This window comes from Micromonospora sp. NPDC050495 (assembly GCF_040655175.1).
GTDB lineage: Bacteria > Actinomycetota > Actinomycetes > Mycobacteriales > Micromonosporaceae > Micromonospora.
Map to the genome: position 1 here is coordinate 1 of NZ_JBFAJK010000015.1, position 19,752 is coordinate 19,752.

The following is a 19,752-nucleotide window of genomic DNA, read 5'->3' on the forward strand; positions in this document are numbered from 1 at the left end:
CCCACCGCCCCGCGGGGGGGCGGGCCGTTGTCCGGCGCCGGGGGGGGGGGTCGTGGGGCCCGCCCCCCCCCCGGGCGGGGGGCGCCCGGGCCGGGGCGGCGGGGGCGGGCGGCCCCCCCCCCGGCGCCGGGCATCGCTCAGCGCAGCGCCCACCCGGTGGCCCGGCCGTTGCGGGTCCGGGCGGTGCGCCGCCGCGCCGGCCAGCGGGCGTTGCCGCCGGCCGACACCGGGGCCGGCCGCCACATGGCGTGCAGGGTGGTGTCCCCGGGCACCGGGAACGCGTCCCGGTCGGTGTAACCGAGCCGCCGGTACAGGTCCCGGTCGGCTTCTGTGAGCGCCTCGACGTAGCTCGGCAGGTTCAGCGTGTCCATCCACCGCTGCGCGCCGGTGACCAGGGCGAGCGCGCGATGGCCGGCGTGCGGCCCGGGCACGGCCAGCAGCGCCAGGTGGTTGTGCGCCTCGGTCGGCCGCCGGTCGGCCAGCGACCGGTCCAGGCGGCGGAACCGGTCGTGCTGCGCGCCGCAGGCCTCGGCTAGCCGGGCGGCGTACCGGTGCGGTGGTGGCAGCGGCCGGTAGCGGTGGAACCACACGGTCGCCGCCGAGCCGTCCTGGAGCAGGAACACGTCGCCGAAGAGCAGCGCGTGCTCCACCCAGATCCGGGTCACGGCGGCGAGCACCTGCGGCCGGCGCGGCTCGTCGGGAACCAGCCAGGCGGCGAGAGCGGTTGGGGCGAGGGCCTCGCTGACGAGGTCGACGATCCGGCCGGTGTCGCACCACCGGGCCCGGACCACGGGCAGGTTGACGTTCATGGGTGACTCCTGGTCACTCGGTGATCGGGTACGTCGCGGGTGCCGGCGGGACGGGAGGCGTCCGGGCCGGCGGGCCACCAGGGGCCGTCAGGCTGACGGGTACGCGCAGCGGCCGGCGCGGTCCGCGCGGAGCGGACGGCCCGGCGTGTGCCGGTCAGGCGGGACGGGTGCCCGGTCGGGGCGAGCGGGAGGAGAGGGCCGCGCCGGCGCCCGGCAGGTGACGGCGGACGTCCGGGGCGGGCGGCGCCCAGCCGGTGCCGGCGGCGTCGGCCGGATCGCCGTGGGCCGGGCCGGCGGAGCCGGTGCCGCCGGGGCCGGTCGTGGCGGCGCCGGCCGGGGCGTGCCCGGTCGGCGCCGGTCGGTGCGGGTGCGGCGGGGCCGACGCCCGCGCCGCGGCCGGCGCCGCCCGGGTCGGCGTGCCGGCCGGCTGGGCGTCGGCGAGTGGGCCACCCGGGGCGTGGTCGCCGGTTCGGAGGGCGGGGTCGGGCCGACCTTCCGGGCTCGGAGCGGCCGGTGCGTCGGCCGGCGCGGCCACGGGCGGCGCGGCGGGCGGTGGGTCGGTGCCCGGGTCGGGGGCGGCGGGATCGGCCGGGGCAGGGTCGGCCGGGGCAGGGTCGGTCGGGGCCGGCGTGAGCACCTCGGCCAGCCCATGCGTGATCGGGGCCAGCACCCGGCCGACCGGGGCCAGCACCGGGGCGAGCGCCCGGGTCACCGGGGCCAGCACGCCGGCCACCGGGGTGAGCAGGTGGCCGTGGACCGGCCCGAGCACGGGCTCCAGCAGGCGGGCCACCGGCGCCAGCAACCCGCCAGGCGGGCTGCCCGCCGCCCGCCGCCCGGCGTCCGCCCCGGCCTGGCCCGTGGCCGCCCCGGCCTGGCCCGTGGCCGCGCCGCCCTGGCCCGTGGCCGCGCCGGCCTGGTCCGCAGCCGCGACGGGCGGTGTCGCGGCCCGGCTGGTGGCTCCGCCGGGCGGCGGCCCGGTCCGGTTGATGGCCGCGCCGGCCGGGGTGAGGGCCCGGTCGGTGGCCGCGCCAGGCGGTGTCGCGGTTCGGTCGGTGGGCTCGCCGGACGGTGTCCCGGCCCGGGCGGGGGTCGAGCGGGGCCGCGCCGGGCGGGGGTGCGTGGTAGCGGTCCGGCCACCGTCCGGCGCGGTCCTGCCATCCGGTCCGGTGGCGTCCTGGCGTGGCGGGTCAGCCGATGGGGCCGTGCCGGAACGGCTGGTCGGGTCGGTCGCCGCCGGCGGTGCTCCGCCACTGGCCGGCTCCGCGGGGGGCGGCGCGGAGCGGTCCTGCGGCGTCGCGGCGCCGGTGTCGGGCCGGGTCGCGCCGCTGTCGGGCGCCCCGCCCAGGACCGGGCCGAGCACGCTCCGGACCAGGTGGACGGTCGCCACGACCGGGCTCGGAGGCGGCCGGTCGGCGGCGTGCGCGGGCGTCGAGGTGGCGATCTCGTGACCGGCCCAGGCGGCGACGACACCGCCGAGCAGGAGCCCCAGGCGCAGCGTGCACCGCGTCAGCGCCCTGCCCCGTCGAGTCATCCCGGCACCCCTCCGGCAGCCGGCCAGCGCCGGCGCCCGTACTCTACCGAAAGCAGCGCTCCGATCACAGAGCGGCGCTGATCGGATTCGGCCGTGTCGCCGACGGGGCAGGCGTGGCCGATCCGGCGACGGGGTACCAGCCGGAGCATGAGCACACCCACCGTTGCCCGGCCGGCCGGCGCCGCCCCCGCCCGCCCGGCCGGCGTCGTCGCGGTCGTCGCGCACCGGAAGAAGACGTTCGGCGGCGGCCTCGACGAGTTGCGCGCGACCCTGGTCGCCGCCGGGGTCGGCACCCTCCTGTGGTACGAGGTGCCGAAGAGCCGCAAGGCCCCGAAGAAGGTGCGCAAGGCGCTCGACCGGGGCGCCGAGCTGATCCTGGTCTGGGGCGGCGACGGGATGGTGCAGCGCTGCGCCGACACGCTGGCCGGATCGGACGTGCCGATGGGCATCCTGCCCGCCGGCACCGCCAACCTCTTCGCCACCAACCTCGGCATCCCGGCCGACCTGCCTGAGGCGGTCCGGATCGCGTTGCACGGCCGGCGGCGCCGGCTGGACCTGGGCCGGCTCAACGGGGAGCACTTCGCGGTGATGGCCGGCGCCGGCTTCGACGGGGACCTGATCCGGGAGGCCGACCGCAAGCTCAAGGGCCGGCTCGGCCGGGTCGCGTACGTCTGGACCGGGCTGCGCCACGTCCGGGGCGAGTGCGTCCGGACCCGGATCCGGGTCGACGGCGCCGACTGGTTCGACGGTGACGCGAGCTGCGTGCTCTTCGGCAACGTCGGCACGATCACCGGCGGCATCCCGGCGTTCGACGACGCCCGCCCCGACGACGGGGCCCTCGAGATCGGGGTCTCCACCGCCAGCGACGCCGTCGACTGGGCCCGCACGCTGAGCCGGATGGCCGCCGGCCGGTCCGACGAGTCGCCGTTCGTCCGGATCACCCGCGGCCGCAAGGTGACCGTCCGATTCGCCGAACCCAAGACGTACGAGCTGGACGGCGGGGCGCGCACGACGGCCCGGCGGCTCAAGGTGAAGGCGGTGCCGGCCGCGCTCACCGTCTGCTGCCCCGAACCGGCCGGCTGACCCGCGGCGGGGTGCCCGGCGGCCGGACGGCAGGATGGCCGGCATGCACGAGCGGCTGCGCGACTACCTGACCGAACTGGTCGACCGGGCCCGGACGGTGCTCGGCGACAACCTGGTCGGGGCGTACGCGGCCGGCTCGGTGGGGCTCGGCGCGTACCAGCCGGGGCGCAGCGACGTGGACGTGGCGCTGGTGGTCGCCGGCCCGGTGGACCCGGCGGCGAAGCGTGCCCTGGTCGACCGGTTGCGGCACGAGGCGCTGCCCTGCCCGGCGCGCGGCCTGGAGCTGGTCGGCTACCGGCGGGACGTGGCGGCCAGCGGCACCGCCGAGCCCGGCTTCGAGGTCGAGCTGAACACGGGCGCCACCATGCCGTTCCGGGCCACCTACGACCCGGCCGACCGGCCGGTGGCCGACGGGCGGTTCTGGTACGCCCTCGACCGCAGCATCCTGCGCCAGTCCGGCCTGGCCCTGCTCGGCCCGCCCGCCGCCGAGGTGTTCGCCGATCCCGAGCCGGCCGCGCTGCGCCGGCTGATCTGCACCGCGCTGGACTGGTGGCTGACCCTGCCCGCCCCGGACGGGCCGGCCCCGGGCAGCGAGGACGCGGTGCTGGGCGCCTGCCGGTCGCTGGCCCGGGTCCGGTCCGGGACCTGGCTGTCGAAGGTGGACGCCGGCCGCTGGGTGCTCGGGCAGGGCTGGCACGCCGACCTGGTGGGCCGGGCCATCGCGGCCCGGCATGGCGGCCCGCCGCCGACCGGCCGGGAGGCCCGCGCCTTCCAGCGCTGGGTCCGTGCGGAGGTCGCCGGGATGCATTGACGCCGATTGGCATCAGACTGTAAACAAGGCGTACTGATTGATCGGGAGGTCATCATGCGTCGCTCCCTACCCCTGGCCGCCGCACTCCTGCTCACCCTCGCCACCACCGCCCCGGCCGCCGCCGCGCCACCGCCCGGCCCGGCCCCGACCCCGCTGGCCGCCACCCCGATCCAGGTCTACGGCGCCTGGCACTGCGGCAACGACTTCTGCACCTGGAGCACGCCGCGCACGGTCGCGGAGTTCGACAGCCAGAACCACTGGCTCGTCGACCGGGGCGACGGCCGGCCCTCGGTCAACCTGGTGGTGCTGAGCTTCGTCAACCCGCTCGACCTGCTGCACCAGACCACCGACGCGGCCACCCTCGACGGCGTGCCGCGCGGGATGACCCCCGAGATCGTGCAGTACTTCACCGCGCGCGGCGTGCGGGTGATGCTCTCCATCGGCGGCATCACCTACACCGACGACTGGGACGCCGCCCTCGCCGAGAACGCCACCCTGCTCGGCCAGCGCGCCGCCGCCGCGGCCACCCGGCTCGGCGTCGGCATCGAGATCGACTACGAGCAGAACACCGACCCGAACCTGGCCGGCCTGCAGGCCTTCATCGACGCCTACCGGGCGGTCCACCCGTACGACGCCACCGGCGCCCGACCGCAGGCCCGGCTCACCATCGACGTGGCCGCCGGCGACCGCTGGCTGATCGCCCTCAACCGCAAGGCCACCGCCGACTGGTTGCGCACCGGCAGCCCGGTCCTGGACTACGCCAACGCCATGGTGTCGGCCCGGCCCGCCTCGGCCAGCACGGCCCAGGCGAACTGGCAGGAGCACATCGACGGCAAGGCGCAGTACAGCCCGCCGGTGCCGCCGCTGGCGCCCGCCAAGTTCACCGGCGGCATCTATCTCGCCTACGGTGGCAAGCCGCTGCCGGAGTGCGTCGACTACGCCACCTCGGTGCAGAAGGCCGCCGCCCCGTACGTGCAGAGCGTCGCGCCGAACGGCGCGGGCACCAGTGCCGGCCTGCTCGGCTTCATGTTCTGGGCCGCCGAACGCCCCGCCACCCGGGGCATCGGCACGGTGCCGCCGAACACCTGCGAGAAGGGCGCGGGCGCCGGAGCGACCGCCCTGGCCGTCCCGGTGCCGATGCCGGCGCTGCGCCAGAGCTGACCGGCCACCGTCGCCGGCCCGCGGCGGCGGGCTCCGAGGAGCGGGTGGGGTGCCTGTCCATGGCGGTCCCGCCGCGCTGGTGTCCGCACTGCGGGAGGTTCCCGAGCAGGTCGACTAGCGGCTCGTGTCGCGGGGCAAGGTGTGGGCGTGGAAGAGGTACGCGATCAGATGTGGTCCGTGCCCGGGACGGGTTGTGCGCAGCCGGCGGCGGTGCGCGTCGCGGTGGTCGCGGAACCGGGCCTGCTGCGCACCGCCGTGGTGGCGGTGCTGGCCGCCGCGCCGGACTTCGAGGTGGTCGGCCAGACCGAGCCGGGTGGGAACGTGCCGGAGCTGCTGGCCGCCTGCCGTCCGGCGCTGCTGCTGGTGGACCTCGACGCGGTGGACGACCCGGCCGTGGTCACCGGACCGGATGTCGAGGGTTGCGCCGTCGTCGTGCTGACCGCCCGCCGGACCGCCCGAGCGCTGCGCCGGGCTCTCGGCGCGCGGGTGCGCGGGGTGCTCGCCACGGACGTCCCCCCGGAGGAGCTGGTCGAGCTGTTGCGGACGATCGCCGGCGGGCAGCGGATGATCGATCCGCTGACGGCACTGGCCGCCCTCGACGCGGCGGTGAACCCGCTGAGCGAACGGGAGCGTGAGGTGGCCGCGGCGGCGGCGAAAGGCCTGCCGACCGGAGAGATCGCCAAGCTGCTCCACCTCGCGCCGGGAACCGTGCGCAACCACGTGTCCAGCCTGTTGCGCAAGACCGGCGCGCGGAACCGCTGGGAGGCCGTCGAGCGGGCCCGCGAGGCGTGCTGGATCTGACGACACGCGGGACAGGGGTGTCGCGCAGCGGTCATCTTCGATTAGGTTCGTGACGGTCCGTCATCAGACGCCGACGTCTGGTCAGAATCGGGGGGGGTCGTGTCCGGGAGTCGCCATGATACGAACGCTGCTCGCGCTCAAGGGTCGACTGGTCCGGGGGGCCCTCGCCCAGCTGCTGGCCGCCGAGGGCGACATCGACATCATCGGTGAGGCAGCCACCGTTCACGCGTTGCGTGACGCGCTGCGGGATGACCGCCCGGACGTCGCGGTCGTCGACGCCGACCTCGTGCCCCTGCACCAGCTCGCCCGGATCACCGCCGCCCGACCCGCCGGCGGCGGCCGGCTGCTGATCCTGGTCGAACAGCGCCGCGCCGGCCGGGTCCGCCCGGTCCTCGCCGAGCACGGACGCCGGGTCGGCTTCCTCAGCCGCGACGTGCCGCCACAGCGGATCGCCGAGGGGGTACGGCAGCTCGCCGACGGGCAGATGGTGCTCGACCCGGAGCTGGTGGTCGCGGCGCTGGAGGTCGCCGACAGCCCGCTGACCCATCGCGAGCGGGACGTGCTCGACGTGGCGGCCGAGGGGCATCCCGTCCGCGAGATCGCCGAGAAGCTGGCGGTCTCGCCGGGCACGGTGCGCAACCACCTGTCCCGGATCATGGCGAAGTGCGGCGCGCGGACCCGGTTGGAAGCGGTGCGGATCGCTCGCGAGTCGGGCTGGATCTGACCGGCTCCGTCCCGCCCTCCCAGTAGCCCACGAGCTCGCGGTACGCCGCCGAACGGGCCAGCAGCCCCGGATGGCTGTCGAGCAGCGCGCGGTGGCCGTCGAGCAGCAGCACCCGGCGGGCGCGCAGCGCGGAGCTGACCCGGTGCGCGATCACCACGAGCGTGCCGGCACGCTCGGCGAACGCGGTCTCCAGCCGCGCCTCGGTGGCCGGGTCGAGGTGACAGGTGGCCTCGTCGAGGATCACCAGGGCAGCCGGCGAGAGCCAGGCGCGCAGCAGGGCCAACTGCTGACGCTCCCCGGCGGACAGACCGGCCGGGCGCAGCGTCGCCGCCAGCCCGCCGAGCCGGTCCACCAGGTCGGACAGACCCAGCCGGGCCGCCGCCCGGACGATCTCTGGGTCCGCCAGGTCGGGCCGCAGGTAGCGCAGGTTGTCCCGGAGGCTGCCGGTGAAGACGTAGGCCTCCTGCGGGATCAGGACCCGGCGCCGGGCCAGCTCGGCGGCCGCCGCGCCGGCCACCGGCAGTCCGGCCACCTCGACCGTGCCGGACTGCGGGCGCAGCACCCCGGCGATCAACGCGGCCAGGGTCGATTTGCCGATCCCGCTGGCGCCCACCACCACCAGGTGGTCGCCGTCGGGCACGTCGAGGTCGAAACCGTCGAGCACCGGGTCGGCGTGCGGCCCGTACCGGAACGTCACACCCCGCAGGCACAGCGCGGGCGGGTCGGGTCGCCCGGCCCGCCCCGCCCGGGCCGGGCCGGTCGGCTCGGACGTCGGTACGCAGCTGCCCAGCAGCCGGTCCAGCGTGATGGTGAACCGCAGCCCGCCGGCGGCCACCCCCTGGACGAGGGTGTGCAGGGCCGGCTGCACGCCGCGGACGACGTAGACCAGGGCGCCCAGCACGGCGCCCGGCCCGAGGCCCTGCCGGACCAGCCACGGCGTCGCCAGCAGCACCACCGGCACCGGCAGCCAGCCGCCGACGGCCAGGCTCAACCCACGGGTGACGGCCATCGTGGCCAGTCGCCGCTCCACCCGGGCCTGGGCGTCGACCTGTCGGCCCAGCCACCGGGTCACCTGGTCGCCGGTGCCGCCGGCCGCGACGTCGCGGTGGCCGGCGATCGCGGTGACCGCGGCCCGGGTGAGGCGTTCGTCGGTGTGCACGTACTCCCGCTGGCGGGCGATCATCGCCGGCACGGCCAGCGCGAACAGGCCGAGACCGGCCACGACCGGCACGGCGACGAGCAGGGCGACCGGGGCGGCGAGGGAGCACAGCCCGATGATCGCGGCGCAGGCGGCGAAGAGGAAGCCGCGGACCACCGTGAGCAGCCCGGCCCAGGTGTCCCGGACGATCTCCACCTGGTGGGTCAGCCGGCCCACCGCGGCGTCGTCGACCCGGCCGTCGGCCGCGCCGGCCAGCGCGCCGGCCACCACCCGGCGCAGCAGGTCGTCGCGGAACGGCTCGACCACGTCGCCGAGGCAGGCGTACGCCCGGTTGGTGCCGACCGCGCCGACGAGCACGGCGGCGCCGAGCAGGCCCAGCCACAGCAGCCCGACCGCCGGGCGACCGGCCAGGAAGCCGGCGTCCACGGCCCGCGCGGTCAGCAGTCCGGTCAACGCCGCCGGCAGCGCCTCGGCCGCGGACCAGGCGGCCAGCCGCGCCAGCCCCGCCCGCCGCTCCCACAGCGTGGCCCGCAGCAGCGCACCGACCGTGGTCACGACCGGAACACCGCCCGGTAGCCGGGGTCGTCCCAGAGCACGGCGTGCGGTCCGACCGCGCGGATCCGCCCGCCGGCCACCCAGGCCACCACGTCGGCCCGGGCCGCCGTGCCGATCCGGTGGCTCACCACCACCCGGGTACGCCCGTCCGACCGGTCGGTCAGCGCCCGGCTCACCCGGTACTCGGTCACGGTGTCCAGGCTGGACGTCGCGTCGTCGAGGACGAGCAGCCGCTCGGCCCGCAGCGCACGGGCCAGGCCGAGTCGCTGGCGCTCCCCGCCCGACATGGCGACCTCGGTCAACGGCGTGCCGTACCGGTCGGGCAGCCGCTCGACGAAGTCGTCGATGGCCGCGGCCCGGGCCAGCGGCACGGGGTCGGCCCCGCCGCCCACCGCCGCTCCCACCGTCTCGCCGACCAGCACCGGCCGTTCGAACCCGTAGCCGACCGCCGCGTGCAGCGCTGCCGCGGACAGCTCGGGCAGTGGGACGCCGTCGAGGAGTACCTGCCCGGCGTCCGGGTCACGCAGCCGGCCGGCGACGGCGGCGAGCAGCGACTTGCCGGCGCCGGACGGGCCGACCACGGCGAGCAGGGCGCCGCCGGGCACCCGCAGGTCCACCCCGTCGAGCAGCGTCCGGCCGTCGTCGGCCAGCACGCTCACCCCGCGCAGCTCCAGGCAGCCGGGACCGGGCGGCAGGGTGCGCTCGCCGTAGCGGCGGGCTGGTTCGGTGAGCACCTCGGCGGCGCGGCGGCAACCGGCGCGCACCCGGACGGCCTTGTTGAGGGCGCTCACCACGGTGCCCAGGCCCGCGCCGAGCGCGGCGTACTGGAGCGCGGCCAGCAGGTCTCCCGGCGTCAGCCGCCCGGCGGCCAGGGAGAGGCCGCCGACCGCGGCGACCGCCAGTTGCAGCATCGGGCTGAGCACCGCGCCCCGGGTCGCCGCCCCGGCCAACACGGTCCACGTGCGGGTGCCGTGGCGCCGCAGCTCGGCGACCGGGGTCAGGACCCGGTCGACCTCCCGCCCGGCGGTGCCGGCGGCGGCGATGGTCCGGGCGCCGGCGAGCGCCTCGACCAGCAGCCCGGCAAGGTGCCCCTGGGCCCGCTGGTAACCGGCGACCGCCGCGGACGCGTCGGCGACGAACCCGCGCAGCAGCACGCCGAGCAGCACCAACCCGACCACGAAGGTCGCGCCGAGCCAGGGATCGATCATGGTGAGGGCCACCAGGCTGCCCACCGGGGGCAGCAGCACGGTGCCCGCCAGGACGATGGTCGGGGCCGCCTGCCCGGCGTCGGCCACCTGGCCGACCAGTCGACCGACCAGGTCGCCCACCGGGTGGCGGGCCGCGGCCCGGGGATCGAGGGCGAGGATGTGGCGGGTCAGCGTGTGGCGTAGGTCGGCGACGGACCGGGCGCTCGCCGCGCCGGTGCCGTAGTCCCGCACCGCACCGGCGCAGACCAGCAGGACGACCAGTCCACCCACGGCGGCCAGCCAGCGGGTGGCGGACTCCCCGGCGGTGGCGCCGACAGCGGCATCGACCGCCCGGCCCAGCGCCGCGGGCAGCGCCAGTTCGGCCGCCGCCACGGTCACGGTGGCCAGCGCCAGCACCGGGGTCCACCAGCCGGCGGACCCGACGGCCCGCCAGAGGAGCCGGTCGGCCGGGGTCATCGCACCTCCACGCAGGGCGCGGCCCCGGACCGGCGTGAGCCGGCCCGGGGCCAGGCGAACCGAGGTCAGTTGCAGGTGGTGATGCTCAGCGAGCTGTCGCCGCAGAGCAGCAGGCTGGCCTGGCTGCCCCCGCCGTTGCGCTCGATGGCCGGCAGTTCCATGCCCTGGAGGTCGAGCAGTGCCATGATGTTCCCCTTTTCTCTCGTGTCGACTGCTGGTCGGATCTGGTGGCGTGGCCATCACGGTGGCCACCGGGTCAGTTGCAGGTGGTGATGCTCAGCGAGCTGTCGCCGCAGAGCAGCAGGCTCGCCTGGCTGCCCCCGCCGTGGCGCTCGGCGGCCGGCAGCTCCATCCCCTGGAGGTCGAGCAGGGCCATGTCGTTCACCTCCTTCCGTACGCGTCGGGTCGGATTGCCCCGGAGTGACCCCCGGGGAGCTGGGTGGGCCGGTCAGCCGCCGGCCGGTGGGGTGGGCCCGACCGGCGTGGCGCCGGGCAGGGGCGACAGGAACGGCAGGCCGGTGCCCGCCGGCTGGGTGGTCGCGAGGGCGTGCAGCACGCCGGCGGTGCCGGTGGCCAGGTCCATGGAGAGCCGCAGCAACTGGTCGCCGGGGAAGGCGGTCGCCCCCCGGAACGGCAGCGCGTGCCAGCTCAGCAGCCGAGCCTGCCGGCGCGCCGCCTCGACCTCACCGCGTGCGGCCAGGTAGGTCACCATGCCGGCGCGGCCCGCGAAGAGTCCGGACTGGGCGTAGAACGGGAAGTCGGCGCAGCGGCGGATCGCCTCGGCCGCGGTGCGCAGGCCCTCGTCGTCGCGGTGGCGCAGGTACTGGTCGAGGACCAGGCCGATGCCCACGCTGCCCTCGCCGAGGTAGGGCATGGTCCGCCAGCCCTCGTTGACCTCCAGGTGGCCGGCGTCGCGCCGGACGCACCGGCGCAGGTCCTGCCGCAGCGCGGTCTCCGCGTGCTCGAGCAGGCTCCGGTCCTGGTCGAGCTCGTACATCCGCAGCAGCATCAGCGCCACGCCCGCACCACCCCGGAGCAGCCCCGCGTACGGGTACTGGCCGCCGCTGACCTCGGCCACCGACTCGACGTCGCCGAGCCGGTCGACGACCAGGCCGACCGCCCGGCGCGCCGCGTCGGCGTACCGCCTGTCGCCGGTGCGGCCGGCGAAGTGGGCCAGGTTGAGCGCGACACCGGACAGGCCGCTCATCAGGTCGTCGCCGAGTTCGGTCCACGGCTCGTCGAGGCAGCGGTCCAGCAGCCGCACCGCCTCGGTGCGGTGCCCGAGCAGGTCCAGCACGTACGCGACGCCGTGCAGCCCGTCGTAGAAGCCGAGCCGGCTGCCGGACGCCGGTTCCCGTACCCGGTCGAGCAACCATTGCTCGTGCCGGGGGTCGGTGCCGGCGCCGCCGGCGTGCAGCGCCCAGAGCACCCCGGCCGCGCCGTGGGCCAGGTTGAGCCCGCCGTCGGCCCCGGCGAACTGCCGGATGTCGCCGGGGAAGAGGCGGTCGTCGCGGTGCGGGGTGGCGCTCGCGGTGATCGCGGTGGCCAGCCGGTCCCGCAGCGCCGGCCAGTCGTCCGGGTCGATCCGTGGCCGGTCCGGGTAGCGGCCAACGGCCCCGGCTTCCGTCTCCGCCCGGGTTTCGGTCTCGGCCCGGGTCGCGGTCTCGGTCCTGACCTCGGTCGCGGTCCGGCCGAGGATCACGGCCACCGCCTCGTCGAGCAGGTCCCGGGGCACCGGGAAGTGCTCCGCCACCACCTCGGCCAGGTGGGCCGCCTTCTCCGGCGCCAGCCGCAGCATCGCGGTCAGCGGCAGGAAGAGGGCCAGCCGCAGGCACGCCAGGGCGTACCGGTCCACCTCGAAGCCGGTCCGGTCGCGGGGCGCGGCGAATGCCTGGTTGCGCAGCGCCGGCCGGGTGGCCGCCGCGGCGGGGGTCGCCACCTCGAAGTCGATCAGCGTGACGTCCCCGTCGTCGCCGACCATGATGTTGAACATGTGCAGGTCGCCGTAGACCACGCCGTGGGCATGGATGGCCTCCACCGCCTCGGCGACCTGCCGGTGCACCTCGAGGGCCCACCGGGTGTACGCGTCCGGGTCGGCGTCGAGGTGGACCAGCGGGTAACGCTCCACCACGAGTTGGTTCAGCGGGCGGCCCGCGACGAAGGTCAGCGCCAGGAACTCGTGCCCGCCGAAGCTGAACTCGTCGTGCACCCGCACCAGGTGCGGCACGTCGGCGAGCCGGCGCAGCGTCTCGGCCTCCCGGCGCAGCCGGGTGACCGCGTCCGCGCCGGTGGCGTCCAGCCCGGCGTGCGGGCGGGCCTCCTTCAGCACCACCCGGTCCCCGGTGCGGGTGTCCCGGGCCTCGTAGAGACCGCCGCCGTTGGAGAAGTGGATGACCTTGTCGATCCGATAGGGCAGGTCGGTGGTGGTGGCGGCGTTCCGGGCGGCCAGGTGCGGGGCGAGGAAGTCCGGGAGGGTGACCCAGTCGGGCAGGTGGAAGACCGGGTCGCGTCGGTCGGGCACCAGGGTGCCGGTGGCGTCCTCGATCGCCGGCACGACCTGGCCCTCGGGGGAGAGGCAGTACCGGGCGGCGAAACCGCCGTAGCGCAGGTACACCGGGCCGTCGCCGTAGCGGAGGTCGCTCAGGATGTACGGCCCGGTCTCCCCGTCGAGCAGCGCGGCGAGCTCCTTGGCGGTCAGCTCCAGCTCCGCGTCGTCACGGGGGTAGACGGTGATGAACTTGCCGCTGGCCGCCCGGCGGGCGTACTTGCTGTTGCGCATGAGCAGCATCCGCGGCCCGCGCAGGTGCTTGAACGGGATGCCGCGGGGCCGGCAGTAGTCCATCACCCGGGCCAGCACCCGCTCCGCGTTGTCCAACCGGGCCGACACGTGGATCTTCCACCCCTGGGGCGGAAGGGAGCCGCCGACCGGCGCGTGGATCAGCCAGTCATCCTTGATCTCGTGCTCCCAACCGGGCGCCGACCGGCGGTCCGTCAGGTAGCCGGGTGCCTCGGCGGCGGAGCTGGCGAGCGAGTCGTAGAACAGCGGGTCGACCGCGCAGTACGAGTCGTACCGTTCGTCCATGTCGTCTGCCTCCACCGGCTGATCGGGTGAGGTCAATCCTGCGGACGGCGGAGGACGGAGCAAAGTGTGATCGGTCATGACCGGCGCGTGATATTCACACCCCGAATTCGTGACAATGGCGGAGTTTAAAATCGCGAATGCTGCGTCAGCAGTGCGTCGGAGTCCCTCCTGGACACGCGAAGACCCGCACCGGCACGGGGCTGGTGCGGGTCTCGCGGGCCGGCCGCTCGCCGGCGGTGGACTCAGTAGACGGTCACGCCGTAGGCGCTCGCCGCCTCGGTGACCGGCTGGAAGAACGTGGTGCCGCCGCGCTTGCAGTCACCGCTGCCGCCCGAGGTGATGCCGAGCGCCTTGGTGCCGTCGTAGAGCGCGCCGCCGGAGTCGCCGGGCTCGGCGCAGACGGTGGTCTGGATCATGCCCTTGACGGTGCCGCTGCCCTGGTAGCGGACGGTCACGTTGAGCGCGGTCACGGTGCCGCTGTGGGTGCCCGTGGTGGAGCCGGTCCGCTTGACCGCCTCACCCACGAACGCGTTGGCGGCGGTGTAGCCGCCGGGGTGGCTCAGCCCGGCGTTGTCATAGCGGACCAGGGCGTAGTCGTTGCCCGGGAAGCTGGACCCGACCGTCGGGCCGATCAACGTGGACTGGCTGGAGTTGGTGTACCAGGTGTTGGCGACGTCGCCACAGTGCCCGGCGGTGAGGAAGTAGTACACCCCGCCCTTGACCACGTTGAACCCGAGCGAGCAGCGGTAGCCGCCGCCGTAGATGGCGTCACCGGCGGAGAGCAGCGGCCGGAAGACGCCCTTGGCCCGGTCCACCCGGATCGCACCGGCCGTGGCGCCGGCGCTCTTCTTGAGCGTGGCCAGCTCGGCGGCGGAGACGCTCTCGTCGGCGGTCACCACCACCCGCTTGGTGGCGGCGTCCACCCGCCAGGCGATGCCGTCGACACCGGAGGCCGTGACGGCGGCGTCGACCTGGGCGAGCTGGCCGGCGGTGTAGCTCGGAGCGGCCGAGGCCGGTCCGGTGAACGCGCCGGCGGCCACCAGGCCGACGGTCGCGGCGAGCAGGGGAGTCAGTCGGCTGCGGCGGATTCTCACGGTCTTCTCCTCGGACGGTGAAGGCCGCCGGTTGCGTCGGCGTCCATGCCGTGTCGCCGGGATCCGTTCGGGGTGTGACCTCGGCGAACGCTGTAGCCGCGAGTATCCACCAGGGTCGATGTGGGGACAAGGGGTGAGCGGCGTGTCGGCCGGGAGCTGACTAGGGTGGCAGCGCGGGAGGTGGCGACATGGCGGAGCTGAGCGGACCGGCCCGGGCCGGACTGGAGTCGGCGGTGCCGGGCGGGGTGGCGACCGGGGCCGCGGACCGGCTGCGGCTGGCCCACGACGCCTCGCACTACCTGCTGCACCCGAGCGCGGTGGTCACCCCCGCCGACGCCGGGCAGGTCGCCGCGCTGCTGCGGCACAGCCACCGCACCGGCACCCCGCTGACCTTCCGCTCCGGCGGCACCAGCCTCAGCGGGCAGGCGGTCACCGACCAGCTCCTGGTCGACACCCGCCGGCACTTCCGCGACCTCGAGGTGCTCGACGAGGGCCGGCGCGTGCGGGTGCAGCCGGGAGTGGTGCTGCGGCAGGTCAACGCCCGGCTCGCCCGGTACGGCCGCAAGCTCGGCCCGGACCCGGCCAGCGAGTCCGCCTGCACGGTCGGCGGGGTGGTGGCCAACAACTCCAGCGGGATGACCTGCGGCACCGAGTTCAACACCTACCGCACCCTGGAGTCGGTGCTGCTGGTGCTGCCGGGCGGCACCGTGCTGGACACCGGCGCCCCGGACGCCGACGACCGGCTGCGGGCGGCCGAGCCGGAGCTGCACGCCGGGCTGCTGCGGCTGCGTGACCGGGTCCGCGGCAACCCGGACTCGGTGCGCCGGATCCGCGCCCAGTACGCCATGAAGAACACCATGGGGTACGGGGTGAACGCCTTCCTCGACCACGACACGCCCGCCGACCTGCTCACCCGCCTCGTGGTGGGCAGCGAGGGCACGCTCGCCTTCGTGGCGGCGGCGACGTTCCGTACCGTGCCGGTGCACCGGCACGCCGCGACCGGCCTGCTGGTCTTCGACACCCTGGGCGCGGCGATGGCCGCCATGCCGGCCCTGGTGGCCGCCGGGCCGGCGGCGGTCGAACTGCTCGACGCCGCCGCCCTGCGGGTGGCTCAGACCGACCCGAAGGCGGACGCCGCGCTGCGCGGCCTCGCGGTGCGCGAGCACGCCGCCCTGCTGATCGAGTGGCAGGAGTCCGACCCGGAGGCGCTCGCCGCGCGAGTCGCGGCGGCCCGGCCGGTGCTCGCCGACCTGCCGCTGACCGCGCCGGCCCGGCTCAGCGGGGAGCCGGCCGCGCGGGCCGCGCTGTGGCACATCCGCAAGGGGTTGTACGCCGCCGTGGCCGGCGCCCGGCCGTCCGGCACCACCGCGCTGCTGGAGGACATCGCCGTCCCGGTGGGCGCGCTCGCCGACACCTGCGCGGCCCTCGCCGACCTGTTCGCCCGGCACCGGTACGAGCAGAGCGTCATCTTCGGCCACGCCAAGGACGGCAACCTGCACTTCATGCTCAACGAGCGGTTCTCCCACGGCGCGGCGCCGGCCCGGTACGCCGACTTCACCGAGGAGATGGTCGACCTGGTGCTCGGCCACGGCGGCACGCTCAAGGCCGAGCACGGCACCGGCCGGGTGATGGCCCCGTACGTGCGCCGCCAGTTCGGCGACGAGCTGTACGCCGTGATGCGCGAGCTCAAGACGCTCTGCGACCCGGCCGGCGTGCTCAACCCGGGCGTGCTGCTCAGCGACGACCCGGAGATCCACATGCGGCACCTGAAGACTGTGCCGACCGTGGAGGAGGAGGTGGACCGCTGCGTCGAGTGCGGCTACTGCGAGCCGGTCTGCCCCAGCCGCGATCTCACCACCACGCCCCGGCAGCGGATCGTGCTGCGCCGGGAGATCGCCGCCGCCCGCGCCGACGGTGACCTGGCCCTGGCCCGCGAGCTGGAGCGGGCGTACGACTACGACGCGGTGCAGACCTGCGCGGTCGACGGGATGTGCGCCACCGCCTGCCCCGTGCTGATCAACACCGGTGACCTGGTGAAGCGGCTGCGTGCCGAGGGGAACGGCCCGGTGGCGCAGGCCGGCTGGCGGGGCGCGGCCCGGCGCTGGGGTGCGGCGACCCGCGGCCTGGCCCGCGGCCTCGACCTGGCCGGCGCGGTGCCCCCCGCGCTGCCCGAGACCGCGACCCGGGCCGCCCGCGCGGTGCTCGGCGCCGACCGGGTGCCGCAGTGGCGCCGCGACCTGCCGGCCGGCGGCGCGGTCCGGCGTCCGCACCCGGTCGACGACCCGGACGCGGTGTTCGTGCCGTCCTGCCTGGGCACGCTCTTCGCGCCGGCCGAGGGCGGCTCCGGGGTGGCGGCCGCGCTGCTGACCCTCGCCGAGCGGGCCGGGGTGCGGCTGCTCGTGCCGGACGGCATCGCCGCGACCTGCTGCGGCACCCCGTGGTCGTCCAAGGGCCTCACCGCCGGCTACCGCGCGGTCCACGACCGGGTCGCGCCGGCGCTGCGGGCGGCCAGCCGGGCCGGGGCGCTGCCCCTGGTCAGCGACGCCGCGTCGTGCACCGAGGGGTTCGCCCGGCTGCTGGCCGACGCCGGTGACCTGCGGGTGGTCGACGCCGTCGGGTTCGCCGCCACCGACCTGCTGCCCCGGCTCACCGTTCGGCGCCGGCTGGGTTCGCTCGCCCTGCACCCGACCTGCTCGTCCACCCGGCTCGGGCTGGACGAGGCGCTGCTCGCGGTGGCCGGGGCGATCGCCGACGAGGTGGTGGTGCCGGACGGCTGGCAGTGCTGCGGCTTCGCCGGCGACCGGGGCCTGCTGCACCCGGAGCTGACCGCCTCGGCCACCCGGGCGGAGGCCGCCGCCGTCGCCGGGCGCCCCTTCGACGGGTACGCCTCGGTGAACCGCACCTGCGAGATCGGCCTGGCCCGGGCCACCGGGCAGCCGTACCGGCACCTGCTGGAGCTGCTGGCCGACGCGACCGCCTGACCGCCGGCGGGTAGCATTCGCCGGCGTGTGGCGTAGCTGGTGGTTCGCGGGTCTGCTGGTGGCGTGCGGTCTGTTCGTCGCGGCGGTCCAGGACGACCGGCGGGTCGGCGTCGTCGAGCTGATCGTCTTCCTGGTGCTGGCGGTCCTGGCGTCGCCGCTGGTGTTCCCCCGCTCGCTGACCGCCGCGCAGGCGCAGGAGCGCAGCGCCCGCGACGGGCGGCCGGTCGTCTACTGGCGGCCCGGCTGCCGGTACTGCCTGCGCCTGCGCCGTCGGCTCGGCCGCCGGGCCGGCCAGGTGTACTGGGTGAACATCTGGCGCGATCCGGCCGGGGCGGCGGCGGTCCGGGCCGTCACGGGCGGGGACGAGACGGTGCCGACGGTGGTCGCCGGCGGCGAGGCCGTGGTGAATCCGGAGCCGGCCTGGCTGCTGCGCCGGCTCACCCCCTGACACCCCTCGGCGTCCGCCACCGGTCCGGTGGGCCGCGCGGCCGGGCCGGGTCCCGGGACGTTGGGCTCTGCCGCCCCGGCCGCACCTCGGGTTCGATGAACTCCGACGGGTTCGGTGTGGACGTTGGAGGTCGCGATGGGAAGCTGGCCGTACTCGGACGACGACCTGCGCCGGATGTACGCGGGCGGGCGCGCCGACGCCACCGCCCGGCGCTTCGCCCGGGTGTGGGCGGTGGTGCAAGGAGCCGGGCTGCTGCCCCGGCGCTGGGTGACGCTCGAGGTCCGTGGCCGCCGCACCGGGCGACGTACCCGCTTCCCGCTGGGGATGGCCGACTGGCAGGGGGAGTGGTACCTGGTCCCGATGCTGGGCGAGGACTGCAACTGGGTCCGCAACGTCCGCGCGGCCGGGGGCCGGGCCACGATCCGGCACGGCCGGGCCCGGGCCTGCCGGCTGATCGAGGTCCCCGTCGCGGAGCGGGCGCCGATCCTCAAGCGCTACCTGCAGAAGGTGCCCGGGGCGCGACCGCACATGCCCGTCGACCGGCACGCGCCGCTGGCCGAGTTCGCCGCGATCGCGCCGCGCTACCCCGCCTTCCGGGTGGTCCTCGAGCCGCGGGCCGGCGCGCCGGCCGGTCGAGGGGAAGCCGCCTGACGGGGTACCGGTCAGAAGCGTGCCACCAGATCCAAACGGCGTCTCCACCCGCGACCAGGACCCCAGCTCGACAACACCGTGGCTGTCGTCTGTGCGCCAGAGTTCTCGTCAGACCGTCGGGGCTTCCCAGGTGGTCAGGCAGAAGGGGTGGCCGGCCGGGTCAGCGTAGACGAAGCATTGATTACTGTTGGGCTGGAAGTCGTATTTCGTTGCGCCGGCGGCGAGCACGCGCGCCTCGGCGGCGTCTCGGTCCTCGACCATGAAGTCGAGGTGCATCATGCTCGACGCGGTGGGGTCGGGCCAGGTAGGAGGCGTGTATCCGGGCACGGTCTGGAAATTGAGTCGCCCGGCCGGGCTCTGCACGCATGCCCATTCATCGCCGAACTGCGTCATCGTCCCGCCGGTGATGTCGGCGTAGAACTCCGCCAGGCGGATGGCGTCCGAACTGTCCAGAGTGACCGCGCTGAGCCGGATCTTGTCGGACATGTTGCCTTCTTCTGGTCCAGGCCGCCAGTAGCCCCACCGACAGCATTGGCATGACGGACAGCACCTTATCGAAGTCGACAGAACCGGCACTCGAAGGTGCCTTCTGGCGAGCTCTCTCGCGGGATCAAGACGCGGCGATCACCGCCGGCATTCGATGTTCGGCGATACGGCTCGTGCGCAGACCATGGCGGGTGACCGAGACTGTAGCGATGTCGCAAGATGTCGGGGGCGCGCCGCGCACCCAGGTAGCAATCACCGCCCTGCTCATCCTCGCCGGCGTGCTCATCCTCTTCGTCCCCGCCGGTGCCGAGGGCAAGGTCCTCGTGCCCGTCAGCGAAGGTCACGGACTGTCCGCCATGGACGGGGTCGGCGCGGCACTGCTGGCGGTGGGCGGTACCTGGCTGGAAGTGCTCGTGGTACGGCGCCTGCCGTACCTCGCCCTGCCCCCACGGGCCTTGTTCGCCCTCGGCCTGCTGGCCGGCCTCGGCATTGGGCTCCTGATCGCCTCGGTCTTTTCGGGATTCTTCTGGTGGTGGGCTGTCGGCGCCGCCGCACTGGGCCTTGCCGTCCTCGTCCTCGTGCCCCTCACCGCGCGCCGTGGAGATCGCTGACCGAACGTCCGCTTCCGCCGCAGACACGGCGCGCCCGGCTACTGCTGCGCTAGTCACTGTCCATCACCCTTCGCGATCCGTCAGCCGGCGCGGTGCGCCAG

18 protein-coding genes are annotated in these 19,752 nt (G+C 75.8%); 9 read left to right on the forward strand and 9 right to left on the reverse strand.

The window, feature by feature from the left end; genetic code table 11:
- Nucleotides 1-137: 137 nt before the first annotated feature.
- Together AB0I11_RS16955 and AB0I11_RS16960 are read right to left on the reverse strand one after the other, a co-directional pair.
- Nucleotides 138-809, reverse strand: a complete 672-nt coding sequence (locus AB0I11_RS16955; protein WP_357320492.1) for a hypothetical protein — start codon at nt 807-809, stop codon at nt 138-140.
- A gap of 154 nt (nt 810-963) precedes the next feature.
- A complete protein-coding gene (locus tag AB0I11_RS16960) occupies nt 964-2,340 on the reverse strand; it encodes a hypothetical protein (protein ID WP_357320495.1) in 1,377 nt (458 codons plus the stop codon).
- A 147-nt stretch (nt 2,341-2,487) separates the two neighbouring features.
- Between AB0I11_RS16960 and AB0I11_RS16965 the strand changes: the two genes are divergently transcribed.
- The 5 genes from AB0I11_RS16965 (at nt 2,488) to AB0I11_RS16985 (ending at nt 6,920) form a co-directional block, all read left to right on the forward strand.
- Nucleotides 2,488-3,423 carry a diacylglycerol kinase family protein gene (locus AB0I11_RS16965; protein WP_357320499.1) on the forward strand — a complete coding sequence of 312 codons (936 nt, stop codon included), beginning with the start codon at nt 2,488-2,490 and terminating at the stop codon, nt 3,421-3,423.
- Between the two features lie 43 nt (nt 3,424-3,466).
- Nucleotides 3,467-4,234, forward strand: coding sequence for a nucleotidyltransferase domain-containing protein (locus AB0I11_RS16970; protein ID WP_357320503.1), 768 nt, complete (start codon nt 3,467-3,469; stop codon nt 4,232-4,234).
- Between the two features lie 54 nt (nt 4,235-4,288).
- Nucleotides 4,289-5,395, forward strand: coding sequence for a hypothetical protein (locus AB0I11_RS16975; protein ID WP_357320506.1), 1,107 nt, complete (start codon nt 4,289-4,291; stop codon nt 5,393-5,395).
- Nucleotides 5,396-5,542: 147 nt separating this feature from the next.
- Nucleotides 5,543-6,196: a response regulator transcription factor gene (locus AB0I11_RS16980; RefSeq protein ID WP_357320509.1), complete on the forward strand. Its 654-nt coding sequence runs from the start codon at nt 5,543-5,545 to the stop codon at nt 6,194-6,196.
- Between the two features lie 115 nt (nt 6,197-6,311).
- A complete protein-coding gene (locus AB0I11_RS16985; RefSeq protein ID WP_357320512.1) occupies nt 6,312-6,920 on the forward strand; it encodes a response regulator transcription factor in 609 nt (202 codons plus the stop codon).
- Here AB0I11_RS16985 and AB0I11_RS16990 read toward each other — a convergent pair.
- The 6 genes from AB0I11_RS16990 to AB0I11_RS17015 form a co-directional block, all read right to left on the reverse strand.
- Nucleotides 6,850-8,634, reverse strand: a complete 1,785-nt coding sequence (locus AB0I11_RS16990) for an ABC transporter ATP-binding protein (RefSeq protein WP_357320515.1) — start codon at nt 8,632-8,634, stop codon at nt 6,850-6,852. The genes AB0I11_RS16985 and AB0I11_RS16990 overlap by 71 nt on opposite strands.
- Nucleotides 8,631-10,298 (reverse strand): ABC transporter ATP-binding protein, encoded by a 1,668-nt coding sequence (locus AB0I11_RS16995; RefSeq protein WP_357320518.1) that lies wholly within the window; start codon nt 10,296-10,298, stop codon nt 8,631-8,633. Before AB0I11_RS16995 ends, AB0I11_RS16990 begins: the two co-directional genes overlap by 4 nt.
- A 65-nt stretch (nt 10,299-10,363) precedes the next feature.
- Nucleotides 10,364-10,483 (reverse strand): SapB/AmfS family lanthipeptide, encoded by a 120-nt coding sequence (locus tag AB0I11_RS17000; protein WP_046569449.1) that lies wholly within the window; start codon nt 10,481-10,483, stop codon nt 10,364-10,366.
- Between the two features lie 71 nt (nt 10,484-10,554).
- Nucleotides 10,555-10,674: a SapB/AmfS family lanthipeptide gene (locus AB0I11_RS17005; RefSeq protein WP_357320521.1), complete on the reverse strand. Its 120-nt coding sequence runs from the start codon at nt 10,672-10,674 to the stop codon at nt 10,555-10,557.
- A gap of 72 nt (nt 10,675-10,746) precedes the next feature.
- Nucleotides 10,747-13,380 (reverse strand): class III lanthionine synthetase LanKC, encoded by a 2,634-nt coding sequence (lanKC, locus tag AB0I11_RS17010; RefSeq protein WP_357320523.1) that lies wholly within the window; start codon nt 13,378-13,380, stop codon nt 10,747-10,749.
- Nucleotides 13,381-13,622: 242 nt separating this feature from the next.
- Nucleotides 13,623-14,474 carry a S1 family peptidase gene (locus tag AB0I11_RS17015; protein WP_357320525.1) on the reverse strand — a complete coding sequence of 284 codons (852 nt, stop codon included), beginning with the start codon at nt 14,472-14,474 and terminating at the stop codon, nt 13,623-13,625.
- Nucleotides 14,475-14,662: 188 nt separating this feature from the next.
- Here AB0I11_RS17015 and AB0I11_RS17020 point away from each other — a divergent pair, with 188 nt between their 5' ends.
- From AB0I11_RS17020 to AB0I11_RS17030, 3 genes are all read left to right on the forward strand, one after another.
- Nucleotides 14,663-17,455, forward strand: a complete 2,793-nt coding sequence (locus AB0I11_RS17020; protein ID WP_357320528.1) for an FAD-binding and (Fe-S)-binding domain-containing protein — start codon at nt 14,663-14,665, stop codon at nt 17,453-17,455.
- Between the two features lie 25 nt (nt 17,456-17,480).
- Nucleotides 17,481-17,903: a glutaredoxin domain-containing protein gene (locus tag AB0I11_RS17025; protein WP_357320531.1), complete on the forward strand. Its 423-nt coding sequence runs from the start codon at nt 17,481-17,483 to the stop codon at nt 17,901-17,903.
- A gap of 135 nt (nt 17,904-18,038) precedes the next feature.
- Complete coding sequence (locus AB0I11_RS17030; RefSeq protein ID WP_357320534.1) at nt 18,039-18,554, forward strand: nitroreductase/quinone reductase family protein; 516 nt, start codon at nt 18,039-18,041, stop codon at nt 18,552-18,554.
- A 108-nt stretch (nt 18,555-18,662) separates the two neighbouring features.
- Here AB0I11_RS17030 and AB0I11_RS17035 read toward each other — a convergent pair whose 3' ends face one another.
- Nucleotides 18,663-19,040 (reverse strand): VOC family protein, encoded by a 378-nt coding sequence (locus AB0I11_RS17035; protein ID WP_357320537.1) that lies wholly within the window; start codon nt 19,038-19,040, stop codon nt 18,663-18,665.
- A gap of 50 nt (nt 19,041-19,090) precedes the next feature.
- On the opposite strand from AB0I11_RS17035, the gene AB0I11_RS17040 reads away from it, so the two are divergent.
- Entirely contained in the window at nt 19,091-19,651 is a 561-nt protein-coding gene (locus AB0I11_RS17040; RefSeq protein WP_357320540.1) for a hypothetical protein, read from the forward strand.
- Nucleotides 19,652-19,752: the final 101 nt, after the last annotated feature.